The sequence below is a fragment of the Terrabacter sp. GCM10028922 genome (assembly GCF_042666095.1).
Taxonomy (GTDB): Bacteria; Actinomycetota; Actinomycetes; order Actinomycetales; family Dermatophilaceae; genus Terrabacter.
On sequence record NZ_JBHTFG010000016.1, the window covers coordinates 15955 to 29818 of the forward strand.

The window sequence follows — 13864 nt, forward strand, 5'->3', positions numbered from 1 at the left end:
CGCTCGGCTTCGCTGAGCGGCACCCGGGGCGGGCCCGCACCCCCACACTTCTAGACCAAGAGAGGCGGAGCACATGGGAGCGCAGATGCGGATCTACCGCCAGCGCATCAAGTCCGTCCAGTCCATCAAGAAGATCACCAACGCGATGGAACTGATCGCGGCCGCGCGCGTCATCAAGGCACGCCAGAAGGCGTCCGAGGCGATGCCGTACACGACCGCCCTGACGCGCGCCGTGTCCGCCGTGGCCACCAACACCAACGAGGACCACCCGCTGACGACGGCGAACCCCGACGCGAAGCGCGCCGGCGTCGTCATCATCACGGCGGACCGCGGACTGGCCGGTGCCTACTCCGTCGCGGCGATCAAGCGCAGCGCCGAGCTCATCGCCCACCTCCAGGCCGAGGGCAAGGAGGTCTCCTCCTACCTCGTCGGTCGCAAGGCGGTCAGCTACTACAAGTTCCGCCACCGCGAGTACGCCGCCGAGTGGACCGGCTTCTCCGACGCGCCGACCTTCGAGGCCGCCAAGGAGATCGCCGACCGCATCAGCGCCGACTTCCTCAAGGACACGGCAGAGGGCGGCTACGACGAGATCCATGTCGTGTTCACGCGCTTCCGCTCGATGGTGCGCCAGGACCCCCACGTGCTGCGGCTGCTGCCCCTCGAGGTCGTCGAGCACGACGCCGAGGGCGAGGAGGGTCTCGACCTCTCGGTGAACACGTACGAGCAGGGTCAGATCCCGCCCGAGTACTCCTTCGAGCCGAGCGCGGCCGAGGTCCTCGACCTGCTGCTGCCCAAGTACGTGCGCAACCGAATCTTCACGGCGTTGCTCAGCTCGGCGGCCTCCGAGCTCGCGGCCCGCCAGCGGGCGATGAAGTCGGCGACCGACAACGCGACCGAGCTCATCAAGAAGTACCAGCGCCTCGCCAACCAGGCACGCCAGGCCGGCATCACCCAAGAGATCAGCGAAATCGTGGGCGGCGCGAACGCCCTCGCGGACGCCAAGAAGTAACCCCGCCCATTAGGTAAGGAAGTCAACAACCATGACTGCAACCGTCAGTGACAACGCTGTGGCTGCCGAGGCCGCGGGCGGCGTCGGCCGCATCTCGCGCATCATCGGCCCGGTCGTCGACGTGGAGTTCCCCGTCGACGCGATGCCCGAGCAGTACAACCTGCTCACCACCCAGGTGGCCCTCGCCGGCGAGACGAAGAACATCAACCTCGAGGTCGCCCAGCACATCGGCGACAACATGGTTCGTGCCATCTCGCTGCAGCCGACCGACGGTCTCGTGCGCGGCTCGGCCGTTCAGGACACCGGTGGCCCCATCACCGTGCCCGTCGGCGACGTGACCCTCGGCAAGGTCTTCAACACCACCGGCGACTGCATGAACCTCGCCGAGGGCGAGACCCTCGAGGTGAAGGAGCGCTGGGGCATCCACCGCAAGGCGCCCGCGTTCGACCAGCTCGAGAGCAAGACCCAGATGTTCGAGACGGGCATCAAGGTCATCGACCTGCTGACCCCGTACGTCCAGGGTGGCAAGATCGGCCTCTTCGGTGGTGCCGGCGTCGGCAAGACGGTGCTCATCCAGGAGATGATCGCCCGTGTCGCCCGCGACCACGGTGGTGTGTCGGTGTTCGCCGGGGTCGGCGAGCGCACCCGTGAGGGCAACGACCTCATGGTCGAGATGGAGGAGGCCGGCGTCCTCGGCCAGACCTCGCTCGTGTTCGGCCAGATGGACGAGCCGCCGGGCACGCGTCTGCGCGTGGCCCTGTCGGCGCTGACGATGGCGGAGTACTTCCGCGACGTGCAGAAGCAGGACGTCCTGCTCTTCATCGACAACATCTTCCGCTTCACGCAGGCCGGCTCCGAGGTCTCGACCCTCCTCGGCCGTATGCCGTCTGCCGTGGGTTACCAGCCCACCCTCGCCGACGAGATGGGCACGCTCCAGGAGCGGATCACCTCGACGCGTGGACACTCGATCACCTCGATGCAGGCGATCTACGTGCCGGCCGACGACTACACCGACCCGGCCCCGGCCACGACGTTCGCGCACCTCGACGCGACGACCGAGCTCTCGCGTGACATCGCGTCGATGGGTATCTACCCTGCCGTCGACCCGCTGACGTCGACCTCGCGCATCCTCGACCCGCGCTACGTCGCGCCGGACCACTACAGCACCGCGGTGCGGATCCGTTCCATCCTCCAGCGCAACAAGGAGCTGCAGGACATCATCGCGATCCTCGGTGTCGACGAGCTCTCCGAAGAGGACAAGATCCTCGTCAACCGCGCTCGTCGCATCCAGCGGTTCCTGTCGCAGAACACCTACGTCGCCAAGCAGTTCACCGGTATCGAGGGCTCGACCGTGCCGCTGACCGACACGATCGAGGCGTTCACGAAGATCGCTGACGGTGAGTACGACCACGTCGCCGAGCAGGCCTTCTTCATGTGCGGTGGCCTCGACGACGTCGAGCGCCAGTGGGCGGAGATCCAGAAGAACCTCTGACCCGGACCTGACCTGGATGGTCCGTGCGACCCGATGGCGGGGAGGTGCCCGATGGGCCCTCCCCGCTCGTCGTTGGCGGGTGGCGGCGTTCGCCGTTGCCGTCGCGGCCGCGGCGATCTGGCGGGCCCGCTACGGGCTCGACCTCAGTGACAGCTCGCACGCCGTGGAGCTGGCGATGCGGCTCGCGCAGGGTGACGTGCCGTTCCGCGACGAGATGAACCTGCAGGCTCTCGGGGCGTGGCCGGCGGCCCCGTTCACGTGGGTGTGGCTGCACCTCGTGGGACTCGACGGGATCGTGCTCGCGTCACGCGTGTGGTTCGTCGTGGTGTCCGCGGCCGTCGGGGCCGGGGCGTGGCTCGCGCTGCGCCGTGCCTTCGGTCGAGGCACGACTGCCTGCGCGCTTGCCGTGGCGCTCGTCCCCGCCGCCTACAACCAGCAGGTGCTGTCGTACAACACGACGCCGGCGCTCATGTACCTGCTCGCCGCGAGCGCCGGGGTCGGCGCGGTGACCCGGTGTGCGCGCTGTCGGCGGCCGTATGCCGTCCTGGCGGGGGCGGCGGCCGCGCTCGGGGCGGTGAGCCATCCCGTCACGGCACCGGCGGCGGCCGTGCTGCTCGTCCTGCTCGTGACGATGCTGTGGCGGCGCGATTCCGCGGAAGGTCTTCGGCAGGCGCCACCCGGCATACGGGGCAGGCTCGCACGCCGGCCGGGCGTCACCGCCGTGATGGCAGGGGTGGTGGCGGTGGTGCTCGTCGTCGCGGTGCTCTGGGTGGGCGTCTGGGGGCCCGCCAACGTGTCCGAGACGCTGGCCTTCACCGACGCCTACCAGGCCACCCGTCCGAGCCGGACCGACCGGCTCGGCCGGTGGGCGACCCAGCTCGGCGAGGCACTCACCGGTCCGTGGGTGCTCACCGCGATGTGGTTGGGCGTGCTCGCGGCCTTTCCGGCCATGCGCCGCCTGCGCGCGCCGCTGCTCGTCGTCGCCGTCCTGGCCGTCGGGGTGCAGGCGGCGCAGGGAGGTGCGTCAGCGAGCACCTACACCGTCCTGTCGTGGCTCACCCCGCTCGCCGGCAGCGTCGTGGTGGCGGTGCTGGTGCCGGTCCTCGTGGTGGCCTCTGTCCGCGACCGGCGCCCGGTCGGACGCCTCGCGGCGCTGGGCCTCGCACCGACCCTCGTCGGGATGCCTCTCGTGGCGGCCTTCACGTCCTCCGCGCCGGTCTGGGGCGCGACCGGGGCGGCCCTCGCGCCCGGCCTGCTCGCAGCCTCCCTCGGCGCCCTCGTCTGGGTGCGCTCGCGTGCCGGCAAGCTCCTGGTCGCGGCGACGCTGCTGCTCTGCCTCGGCACGCTGCACGTGCTGGGCAGCTACCGCGACGGACCGCCCGGTTCGCTCGTCGTCGCGGCACCCGACGGCGCCTTCGCGGGGCTTCTCACGACGCCGGAGCGTAGCGAGGAGGTCCTGGCCGGCCAGCAGGCGCTGCGGGCCTGCGCGGCTCCTGGAGACGGCGTCCTCGACTACATCCACCCGGCCGCGTTCCTCTACGCCGACGTCCGCTTCGACACGCCCATCGTGTGGATGGACTACTTCGGCTCGACGAGCCGATACGTGCTGGACTGGGTCGAGCGCACCGGCCGCGCGCCGGAGTGCGTGGTCGCCGCCCGTGACTACTGGCCCGGTCACGGTCGCAGCCGCTACATCGCAGGACCGGACCCGCTACGCGACTGGGTCGTCGCGCACTACCGCGTCGTGTCGCAGACCTCGCAGCTCGTGGTCCTGAGGCACACCGGATGAGCAGTGCCGAGCATGTGATGCAGGCCACCGGTGCTGCACCGCCCGAGGGGCATGTGGGTAGGAGCACCGGTGTTGGAACGGATGCAACGACGTCAGCGCCGACGAGACCTTCACGCAACGACAAGGAGAACCGTGAGCACGTCCACCCAGCAGGCCCCCCGCCACCGGGTCGTCGTCATCGGATCGGGGTTCGGCGGACTGTTCAGCACGCAGAAGCTGAAGCGCGCCGACGTCGACGTGACCCTCATCGCCCGCACGACGCACCACCTCTTCCAGCCGCTGCTCTACCAGGTCGCGACCGGCATCCTCTCCGAGGGTGAGATCGCGCCCGCGACGCGTGAGGTGCTGCACCGCCAGGCCAACGCGAAGGTGCTGCTCGGCGACGTCACGGAGATCGACCTCGAGGCTCGCACGGTGACCCACACCGCGGTCGGGCGCACGACGGTCACGCCGTACGACTCGCTCGTCGTGGCGGCCGGGGCGGGGCAGTCCTACTTCGGCAACGACGCGTTCGCCCGGCACGCACCGGGCATGAAGTCGATCGACGACGCCCTCGAGCTGCGCGGCCGGATCTTCGGCTCGTTCGAGCTGGCCGAGCTGGCCTCGACGCCGGCCGAGATCGAGCGGCTCACGACGTTCGTCGTCGTCGGCGCCGGCCCGACCGGTGTCGAGATGGCCGGGCAGATCTCCGAGCTCGCGCGCCGCACGCTCAAGCGGGACTTCCGCCGCATCGACCCGACGACCGCACGCGTCATCCTGCTCGACGCGGCTCCTGCGGTGCTCGGCTCGTTCGGCGAGAAGCTCGGCGACCGCGCGGTGCGCCGGCTCACCGAGATGGGCGTCGAGGTTCGCCTCGGTGCGAAGGTCGTCGACGTCGACTCGACCGGCATCGAGGTCGAGCACGGCGACGGCACCCGCGAGCGCATCGAGTCGGTGTGCAAGGTGTGGGCCGCGGGTGTCAGCGCCTCGCCGCTCGGCCGCCAGCTCGCCGAGCAGTCCGGGGCGACGCTCGACCGGGCCGGGCGCGTCGAGGTGCGCGACGACCTCACTCTCCCGGGCCACCCCGAGGTCTTCGTGGTCGGCGACATGATGTCTCTCAAGGGGCTCCCGGGTGTCGCTCAGGTCGCGATCCAGGGCGGGCGCTACGCCGCCGAGCAGATCCAGCGGCGCCTCGAGGGCAAGGAGCCTACGGGCCCGTTCGAGTACTTCGACAAGGGTTCGATGGCGACCATCTCGCGCTTCTCGGCCGTCGCGTCGGTCGGCAAGGCGCAGTTCAGCGGGTTCTTCGCATGGATCCTGTGGCTCGCCGTCCACCTCGTCTACATCATCGGCTTCAAGCACCGCATCACGACGTTGCTCCACTGGGTCGTGACGTTCATCGGGCGTGGGCGCTCGGAGCGGGTCGTGACCCAGCAGCAGGTCTTCGCGCGGCAGGCCATCGCCGACCTCGGCGACGGGTACAACCCGGAGCTGCCGCGCCTCGCCAAGGACCGTCCGCACGAGCAGCCCACCGCCGACTCCACGGTCGAGGCCGCCGTAGAGCCGTCCGTCGAGCCCACCGACGGCGCTCAGAGCCGGTCGCGCGTCGACTGAGCGCGGCGACGACCCGCGACGACGACCGGAGTGATCCGAAGCATCGCTGGGCCGGCTCCCGCACGAGGGAGCCGGCCCAGCGGCATACGTTCTCGGGGCGCCCGCGAACGCGGGAGCCGGCTCAGGGGACGAGGCGCTCCACTGCCGCACCGAGGCGCGGGAGGGCGGCCACGACGTGCTCCTTTGCCTTTCCGCGCAGCGTGCCGTAGACCTTGGCGGCCGAGCCGTGCGAGGTGTTCGCGGCCTTCGCGTCGGTGACGGCGAGCAGAGCGTCCGCAGCCGCGTCCGGCTGGGCCGCGAGGTGCGCGCCGAACGGCTGGTCGCCCTTCGTGGCCCAGAACGGGTCGAGGGCGTTGGCGAACTGGGGGAGCAGGCGGTCGGTGGCGCTCGAGACGAAGCTGCCGCCGAGCTTCTTTGCGGCGGCGTACCCGGCCTTGACGGCGGCGCCGCCGAAGCCGGACTTGTCGGCGACCTCGGCATCGATGACATCGGTCAGGGTCTCGACCGCCACCGGGCGGCGGGAGGGCTCGAGGAGGGCGTCGGACACTGCAGTGCTCATGGATCGGACTCCTGTGGAGGATTGGGAATCGGCGCGAGAGGCGAGCGCCACCTCGCGTACGGAGCATCCTCGCAGAGGCACTAAACTGCACAGCACACCCCCACGATCCGGAGGAAACGTGAGTTCGCTCAAGGTTGAGATGGTTGCCGCCGACCGCAAGGTCTGGGAGGGCGAGGCCAAGTTCGTACGCGCCCGGTCCATCTCGGGCGAGCTGGGCATCCTGCCCGGCCACACCCCCCTCCTCGGTGTCCTCGTCGAGGGCGAGGTGGCCATCGAGTCCCTCGAGGGTGACCGACGCACCGTGGTGGTCGACGGCGGCTTCCTCTCGGTCGACTCCGACGTCGTCACGATCGTCGCCGAGCACGTCGACGCGTCCTCGCTCCAGACGAGCAACTGAGGCCGCCGCGTGCCATCCGTTCTCGTCTCCACCGAGATCGTGATCGGCACGCTCCTGGTCATCGCGGTGGTCGTCCTCGCGACGACCTACCTGCGCCGTCGTTACATCGCCAAGGGCCTGCCCCTGACGCTGTGTGGCCTGCGCCAGTCGGACGGCGACCGCTGGCGCCTCGGCCTCATCCGGTTCGGTGACAACGCCCTCGAGTGGTACTCCCTCGGGGGCGTCTCGGTGCGCCCGAAGCACCGGTGGCTGCGCCAGCGCATGCTCCTGCAGGCGCCGGACCGGCTCCGTGGCGACGACTCCATCCCGCTGCTCCCCGATGCGAGCCGCGTGCCGTGCACCGACGGCGACAGCGACTTCGAGCTCGCTCTCCAGGGCCCTGCCTACACGGCACTGCGGTCCTGGCAGGAGGCTGCACCCCCGGGGTACAACGTCAACGTCGCCTGAGGCCCGGCTCCGACTGTTCCCTGCACGCACACGGCGCCCGGCCCCAGATCGCGCGCAATCAGGCGCGCTTCTTGCGTTCCGGCTTCTCCACGCGGCCGCCGCCGGGCTGCCAGAGCACGTCGCCGCCGATGGGCTTGTTCGCGATGCGGGCGAGGATGAAGAGCAGGTCCGACAGGCGGTTGAGGTACTTCGCCGTCAGCACGTTGACACCGCCGACGCCCGCGGTGTCCTCCGGGCCCGGCTCGGTGCCGTGGTGCTCCACCGCTGCCCAGGCGGACCGCTCCGCGCGGCGTACGACGGTCGTCGCGAGGTGCAGGTGGGCCGAGCCCACAGTGCCGCCGGGCAGGATGAACGAGCGGAGCTTCTCGACCTGGCCGAGGTAGTGGTCGCAGTCGACCTCGAGGTCGTCGATCCACGGCTGCTCGACCCGCAACGGCGGGTAGTCGTAGCTCGCGCGCAGCGGGGTCGAGAGGTCCGCGCCGACGTCGAAGAGCTCGTTCTGGACGCGCTGGAGCGTGGCACGCACCTCGTCCGGCAGGTCACCCGCGGCCACCGCGATGCCGATGGCGGCGTTGGCCTCGTTGGTGTCGGCGTACGCGTGCAGCCGGGGGTCGTTCTTGCTCACCCTCGAGAAGTCGCCGAGGCTCGTCGAGCCGTCGTCGCCGGTGCGCGTGTAGATCCGCGTCAGGTTGACCATGGGGCCACTCTCTCACCCGTGACGGGCCGTCGACGGCCGGGCCGGCCCCGATAGGGTTCGGTGGGTGAGAGAGCGATTCCGGGTCGTCGGCGGTGCCCACCTCGTGGGCGAGGTGTCCGTCGTCGGCGCCAAGAACAGCGCCCTCAAGCTCATGGCTGTTGCGCTGCTCGGTGTCGGCCGTACGACGCTGACGAACGTCCCGGCGATCGCCGACGTCAGCATCATGGCTGAGCTGCTGCGCCGGCTCGGGGTCGACGTCCACTATGACGCCGACGGGGGCACCGTCGTGCTCGACGTGCCGGAGCGCCTCGGTCACCGTGCCGACTACGAGCTGGTCCGGGCGCTGCGGGCCTCGATCTCGGTCCTCGGCCCCCTCGTCGCGCGGATGGGGGAGGCCGACGTGGCCGTCCCGGGCGGAGACGCCATCGGGTCTCGCGGCCTCGACCTGCACGCGGCAGGTCTCGAGGCGCTCGGCGCAGAGGTGCACGTGACGCACGGCTACCTCGTGGCCACCGCGCGCGACGGCCTGCACGGCGCCGACATCAGGCTCGACTTCCCGAGTGTCGGAGCGACGGAGAACATCCTCACGGCATCCGTCCTGGCGCGCGGCACGACGACGATCGACAACGTCGCCAAGGAGCCCGAGATCGTCGACATCGCCGAGATGCTCGGGTCCATGGGCGCCCGCATCGAGGGGGCGGGGACGTCGCGGATCACGGTGCATGGCGTCGACGCCATGTCACCGTGCGAGCACGCTGTCGTGCCCGACCGGATCGCCGCCGGTACGTGGGCCTTCGCGGCCGCGACGACCCGTGGCGACATCGAGGTCGTCGGCGGCGTCGCCGCGCACCTGCGTGCGCCCCTCGGCGCCCTCGAGGAGGCGGGCTGCCACGTCGAGGTGACCGACCGCGGCTTCCGGGTCGTGGCCCTCGATCGACGGCCGCGGGCGTTCGACGTCGCGACGCTGCCCTACCCGGGCTTCCCGACCGACCTGCAGCCGTTCGCCCTGACCTACAACTCCGTCGCCGACGGTTCGGCGATGGTCACCGAGAACCTCTTCGAGGCGCGCTTCCGCACTGTCCAGGAGCTCGCCCGGCTCGGGGCCGACGCGCAGATCGACGGTCACCACGTCATGACCCACGGCGTACCCATCCTGTCGGGCGCCCCCGTCGAGAGCAGCGACATCCGCTCGGGGGCCGCGCTCGTCATCGCCGGACTCGTCGCCGAGGGCGACACGCTCGTCAGCGGCGTCCACCACATCGATCGGGGTTACCCCCGTTTCGAACGGGCCCTGCGCGGTCTCGGTGCCGACGTCACGCGTGAGCCTGACGACGCCCCCTTCGCCGAGTGACCGGCGCCGCGGGGCCTCTGCGGCTCCGCGGCCGTCCGCTTTGTCCGGACCTGCCCGACCTGGCACGGAACTCAGCGACGTTCTTCGCTCCATGTTCGTATTTTCTTGACTACTTCTTGACTCCTAGGGGCAACGTTTTCGAGGCCTGGGGCGTCATCATGGGTGACGGCACAGCGTTGAGAGGGGTCTACATGACGCTGAACACCCACCGAAGGGGTCCGGTCCAGGTGCTCGACGCGCCCGACGGCCACGATGTCATCATCGAGGGCCGTCTCGACGTCCACACGGTGCCCGACATCCGCGACGCGATCCACGCGGTCATCATCCAGGGGCCGGGTGAGCTGCGTCTGCACGTCGGCGGCGCCGAGATCGGCGACGCCACGGGCCTCGGCGTCATCGTGCACCTGCACCGGCGGGCGACGCGGGCCGAGCGCCGGTTGCTCCTCGTCGACGCGAGCGACCGGACGACCCGCCTGCTCCGCGGCTGTCGCCTCGAACGCATCCTCGCCCCGAGCCACACCGCCGTCACTGTGGCGCCTCTCACCGCCTGAGCGACTCCCCGGCGCACGACCCCGCCGCTACCGTCGAGCCATGTCTTCGACGGAGAGCACGCCGCCCTCGGCCGCCCGGGTGACGCCCGACCGCCCATGGGTGATGCGGACGTATGCCGGCCACTCGAGCGCCGCTGCGAGCAACGAGCTCTACCGCCGCAACCTCGCCAAGGGCCAGACCGGCCTCTCCGTCGCCTTCGACCTGCCGACGCAGACCGGCTACGACCCCGACCACGTCCTGTCCCGGGGCGAGGTCGGCAAGGTCGGCGTGCCGATCAGCCACATCGGCGACATGACCGCCCTCTTCGAGGCGATCCCGCTGCGCGAGATGAACACGTCGATGACGATCAACGCGACCGCCATGTGGCTGCTCTCGCTCTACCAGGTGGCGGCCGAGCGTCAGGCGGAGACCGCCGGCGAGGATCCGGCCGAGTGGGTGCACGCGCTCGCCGGCACGACGCAGAACGACATCATCAAGGAGTACCTCTCGCGCGGGACCTACGTCTTCCCGCCGGGCCCGTCGCTGCGGCTCATCACCGACATGGTGGCCTACACGGTGCGTGAGATCCCGAAGTGGAACCCCATCAACATCTGCAGCTACCACCTGCAGGAGGCCGGGGCGACTCCCGTCCAGGAGATCGCGTACGCCATGTCGACGGCCGTGGCGGTGCTCGACGCGGTGCGCGACTCGGGGCAGGTGCCGGCCGAGGAGTTCGCGAGCGTCGTCGCCCGGATCTCCTTCTTCGTCAACGCGGGCGTGCGGTTCGTCGAGGAGATGTGCAAGATGCGCGCGTTCGTCCAGCTTTGGGACGAGCTGACCCACGAGCGCTACGGCGTCACCGACGCGAAGGCTCGGCGCTTCCGCTACGGAGTCCAGGTCAACAGCCTCGGGCTGACCGAGGCCCAGCCGGAGAACAACGTCCAGCGCATCGTCCTCGAGATGCTCGCTGTGACCCTCTCCAAGGACGCGCGGGCGCGGGCGATCCAGCTCCCGGCGTGGAACGAGGCGCTCGGGCTGCCGCGGCCGTGGGACCAGCAGTGGAGCCTGCGCATGCAGCAGGTGCTCGCCTACGAGTCCGACCTGCTCGAGTACGACGACCTGTTCACCGGCTCGGTGGTGGTCGAGGGCAAGGTCGCCGACCTCGTCGCCGGGGCCAAGGCCGAGATGGCGCGCGTCGAGGAGATGGGCGGCGCCGTCGCGGCCGTCGAGTCCGGCTACATGAAGTCGGCCCTCGTCGCCTCCCACGCGGAGCGCCGCCGCCGCATCGAGGCGGGTGAGTCGGTCGTCGTGGGCCTCAACCGGTTCGAGACGACCGAGCCGAACCCCCTGACGGCAGACCTCGACACCGCCATCCAGACGGTCGAGGCCAACGTGGAGCGGCACGCCTCCGAGGCCGTACGCGCGTGGCGGGACGCGCGTGACGCGGACCCCGAGCGGCGGGCCCGGGCGGTCGCCGCGCAGGAGCGCCTGCGGACCGACGCGGCATCCGGCGCCAACCTCATGGCCGCCTCGCTCGAGTGCGCCCGGGCCGACGTGACGACGGGGGAGTGGGCGGCCGCACTGCGCGAGCAGTTCGGTGAGTACCGCGCCCCGACAGGAGTTTCGGGCTCCGTCGGCGTGGGGTCGAGCGAGCCGGGTGACGCCCTGTGGCGGGTCCGGCAGCTCGTGGCACGCACAGGAGAGGAGCTCGGCGAGAAGCTGAGGGTCCTCGTCGGCAAGCCCGGGCTCGACGGCCACAGCAACGGCGCCGAGCAGGTGGCCGTGCGCGCCCGCGACGCAGGCTTCGAGGTCGTCTACCAGGGCATCCGTCTGACGCCGGCCCAGATCGTGGCGGCTGCCGTGGCCGAGGACGTGCACCTCGTCGGGCTCTCCATCCTCAGCGGCTCGCACATGGAGCTCGTGCCCGAGGTGCTGCGAGGGCTCGAGGAGGCCGGCGCGGGCGACGTGCCCGTCATCGTCGGCGGCATCATCCCCGAGTCCGACGCCGCGGCCCTTCGCGCGGCGGGTGTCGCGATGGTCTTCACTCCCAAGGACTTCGGGCTCAACGACATCATGGGCGAGATGGTGGGCGTCATCCGCTCGGCTCGCGGCCTCGCACCGCTCGAGCCCACCCCCGCCTGACTGGCGTAGCGTCGGGCCATGAGCGACCTCCAGTGCGCCGCGCGGATCATCGTCGTCAACCCACCGGGCCTGGCCGATGTCGCGTGGCTCGCCTCCGCGATCCACCTCGAGAAGGTCCAGGCCGTGTACGCCGCCGACGACGTCCCCGACAGCGGTCCCGTCGAGTCGCTGGCTGACGACCTGGGCGTGCCCTCCCACCTCGGCCACGGCGACCTCCACGACGGCTCGACGGGATTCGGCGAGCTCGTCGACCGTCACCGCGGCGAGACCGTCGTCGTCGTCCGCGGCGGGGTGGCCGCCGACCCCGTCCTGCTCCTCGTCGACGCCGACGGCAGCACCGAGCAGCCGATCGACGGCCTGGCGTGATGGCGGGCGCGTCGACGGCGGACGTCGTCGTGTCCGAGCTCGAGGCCGAGCGCAGCGACGAGGCGCTCGCCTCCGTCCGCAAGCGGATCGAGCCGGACGAGGAGGCCATCGGCGTGCGGATGGGCACGCTCTTCGCGATCGCCAGGCGTCACACCGACATGCCCCTGTCGGAGGTCGAGCGACTCCTCGACCATCCCGCCTACGAGCCGCGCCTGGCGGCCTTCTGCGTGCTCGACTTCAAGGCCAGACGCAAGCGCACCGGCGACCACGAGCGGGGCACGCTGGCGCGCACCTACCTCGGGCACCACGACCGGGTCACGACGTGGGACATGGTGGACCGGGCCGCGCCGCGCGTCGTCGGTCTCTGGCTCCTCGGGCGCGACAAGCAGATCCTGCGCGACCTCGCCGCGTCGTCGGACCCTCTGCGCCGGCGCACCGCGATGACGGCGCCGCTCGGCTTCCTCGGCGCCGACGACGTGGAGGCCGGCTGGGAGCTCGCCGCGCTGCTGGCGACCGATCGCGACCCGCTGGTGCACAAGCCGGTCGGCATCTTCGCCAAGCACGCGGGTGAGCGCGACCGGGACCGGCTCGTCGCCTTCCTCGAGCAGCACGCCGACGAGATGCCCCGAGTCGCAGTCCGGCTCGCCGTCGACAAGCTTCCGGCCGAGCTGCGCTCGCGCTGGGTCCGAGCCTGACGACGGGCCCGGCCACACGGCATACGGGCTCGGGGCAACGGCCTCAGAAGAGGCGCGACTCCGCGTCGTCGATGCCCTTCAGGGCGTCGTAGTCGAGGACGACGCAGCGTATGCCGCGGTCCTCGGCGAGCGTGCGGGCCTGCGGCTTGATCTGCTGAGCGGCGAAGACTCCGGTGACCGGCGCCAGATGCGGGTCGCGGTTCATCAGCTCGAGGTAGCGGGTGAGCTGCTCGACGCCGTCGATCTCGCCCCGGCGCTTGATCTCGACCGCCACGCTCGTGCCCGCCGAGTCCTTGGCGAGGATGTCGACCGGTCCGATGGCGGTCATGTACTCGCGCCGCACGAGCGACCACCCGTGGCCGAGGGTGTGGATGTGCTCGGCGAGCAGTCTCTGCAGGTGCGCCTCGACCCCGTCCTTGACGAGCCCCGGGTCGACACCCAGCTCGTGCGCGGAGTCGTGGAGGACCTCGTGGAGCGAGACCGTCAGGCGGTCCTCGCTCTTGGCGTGCTGGACCCGCCAGACGGCGACGATGCCGTCGGCGGCCTGCGCCTCGTCGGGCTCGACCTCGGCCATCGTGCACGGCGGCGACATCCAGTTGAGCGGCTTGTAGGAGCCGCCGTCGCTGTGGACGAGCACCGAGCCGTCGGCCTTGACGACGAGCAACCGGGTCGCGAGCGGGAGGTGGGCGGTCAGCCGACCGTCGTAGTCGACGCTGCACCGGGCAATGACGAGACGCACCGGACCACCCTAGAGGAGGTCCCGGCCGACCGCGTGGGCAGCGTCACGCCGCCGGCG

14 protein-coding genes are annotated in these 13864 nt (G+C 71.0%); 11 read left to right on the forward strand and 3 right to left on the reverse strand.

All coding sequences use genetic code 11. The features are described from left to right. Window positions 1-73 precede the first annotated feature (73 nt). The 4 genes from ACFQU3_RS15535 (at window position 74) to ACFQU3_RS15550 (ending at window position 5883) form a co-directional block, all read left to right on the forward strand. Entirely contained in the window at window positions 74-1009 is a 936-nt protein-coding gene (locus ACFQU3_RS15535) for a F0F1 ATP synthase subunit gamma (protein ID WP_385911334.1), read from the forward strand. Between the two features lie 31 nt (window positions 1010-1040). Further along, entirely contained in the window at window positions 1041-2501 is a 1461-nt protein-coding gene (gene atpD, locus ACFQU3_RS15540; protein ID WP_385911336.1) for a F0F1 ATP synthase subunit beta, read from the forward strand. A 79-nt stretch (window positions 2502-2580) separates the two neighbouring features. Continuing rightward, window positions 2581-4290: a hypothetical protein gene (locus ACFQU3_RS15545; RefSeq protein WP_385911338.1), complete on the forward strand. Its 1710-nt coding sequence runs from the start codon at window positions 2581-2583 to the stop codon at window positions 4288-4290. 132 nt (window positions 4291-4422) lie between these two features. Further along, the gene (locus ACFQU3_RS15550; RefSeq protein WP_385911340.1) at window positions 4423-5883 is read left to right on the forward strand and encodes an NAD(P)/FAD-dependent oxidoreductase; all 1461 of its coding nucleotides are present in this window, start codon (window positions 4423-4425) and stop codon (window positions 5881-5883) included. 121 nt (window positions 5884-6004) lie between these two features. Here ACFQU3_RS15550 and ACFQU3_RS15555 read toward each other — a convergent pair whose 3' ends face one another. Then, on the reverse strand, window positions 6005-6442 hold the full coding sequence (locus ACFQU3_RS15555; protein ID WP_385911342.1) for a DUF6918 family protein: 438 nt from the start codon (window positions 6440-6442) through the stop codon (window positions 6005-6007). A 118-nt stretch (window positions 6443-6560) separates the two neighbouring features. On the opposite strand from ACFQU3_RS15555, the gene ACFQU3_RS15560 reads away from it, so the two are divergent. Together ACFQU3_RS15560 and ACFQU3_RS15565 are read left to right on the forward strand one after the other, a co-directional pair. Continuing rightward, window positions 6561-6839 carry a F0F1 ATP synthase subunit epsilon gene (locus ACFQU3_RS15560; protein WP_385911344.1) on the forward strand — a complete coding sequence of 93 codons (279 nt, stop codon included), beginning with the start codon at window positions 6561-6563 and terminating at the stop codon, window positions 6837-6839. Window positions 6840-6848: 9 nt separating this feature from the next. Further along, window positions 6849-7286: a DUF2550 domain-containing protein gene (locus ACFQU3_RS15565; RefSeq protein WP_385911346.1), complete on the forward strand. Its 438-nt coding sequence runs from the start codon at window positions 6849-6851 to the stop codon at window positions 7284-7286. A 58-nt stretch (window positions 7287-7344) separates the two neighbouring features. Here the strand turns inward: ACFQU3_RS15565 and ACFQU3_RS15570 are convergent, their stop codons facing one another. Further along, the gene (locus ACFQU3_RS15570) at window positions 7345-7983 is read right to left on the reverse strand and encodes a cob(I)yrinic acid a,c-diamide adenosyltransferase (RefSeq protein WP_385911348.1); all 639 of its coding nucleotides are present in this window, start codon (window positions 7981-7983) and stop codon (window positions 7345-7347) included. A gap of 64 nt (window positions 7984-8047) precedes the next feature. Here ACFQU3_RS15570 and murA point away from each other — a divergent pair, with 64 nt between their 5' ends. The 5 genes from murA (at window position 8048) to ACFQU3_RS15595 (ending at window position 13068) form a co-directional block, all read left to right on the forward strand. Then, window positions 8048-9334 (forward strand): UDP-N-acetylglucosamine 1-carboxyvinyltransferase, encoded by a 1287-nt coding sequence (murA, locus tag ACFQU3_RS15575; protein WP_385911350.1) that lies wholly within the window; start codon window positions 8048-8050, stop codon window positions 9332-9334. Window positions 9335-9525: 191 nt separating this feature from the next. Continuing rightward, window positions 9526-9885: an STAS domain-containing protein gene (locus tag ACFQU3_RS15580; protein WP_385911352.1), complete on the forward strand. Its 360-nt coding sequence runs from the start codon at window positions 9526-9528 to the stop codon at window positions 9883-9885. 103 nt (window positions 9886-9988) lie between these two features. After that, window positions 9989-12007 carry a protein meaA gene (locus ACFQU3_RS15585; protein ID WP_385911709.1) on the forward strand — a complete coding sequence of 673 codons (2019 nt, stop codon included), beginning with the start codon at window positions 9989-9991 and terminating at the stop codon, window positions 12005-12007. A gap of 18 nt (window positions 12008-12025) precedes the next feature. After that, the gene (locus ACFQU3_RS15590; protein ID WP_385911354.1) at window positions 12026-12373 is read left to right on the forward strand and encodes a hypothetical protein; all 348 of its coding nucleotides are present in this window, start codon (window positions 12026-12028) and stop codon (window positions 12371-12373) included. Between the two features lie 29 nt (window positions 12374-12402). Then, a complete protein-coding gene (locus ACFQU3_RS15595; protein WP_385911356.1) occupies window positions 12403-13068 on the forward strand; it encodes a DNA alkylation repair protein in 666 nt (221 codons plus the stop codon). Between the two features lie 43 nt (window positions 13069-13111). On the opposite strand, the gene nucS is transcribed toward ACFQU3_RS15595, so the two are convergent. Beyond that, entirely contained in the window at window positions 13112-13807 is a 696-nt protein-coding gene (gene nucS, locus ACFQU3_RS15600) for an endonuclease NucS (protein WP_385911358.1), read from the reverse strand. Between the last annotated feature and the right edge of the window lie 57 nt (window positions 13808-13864).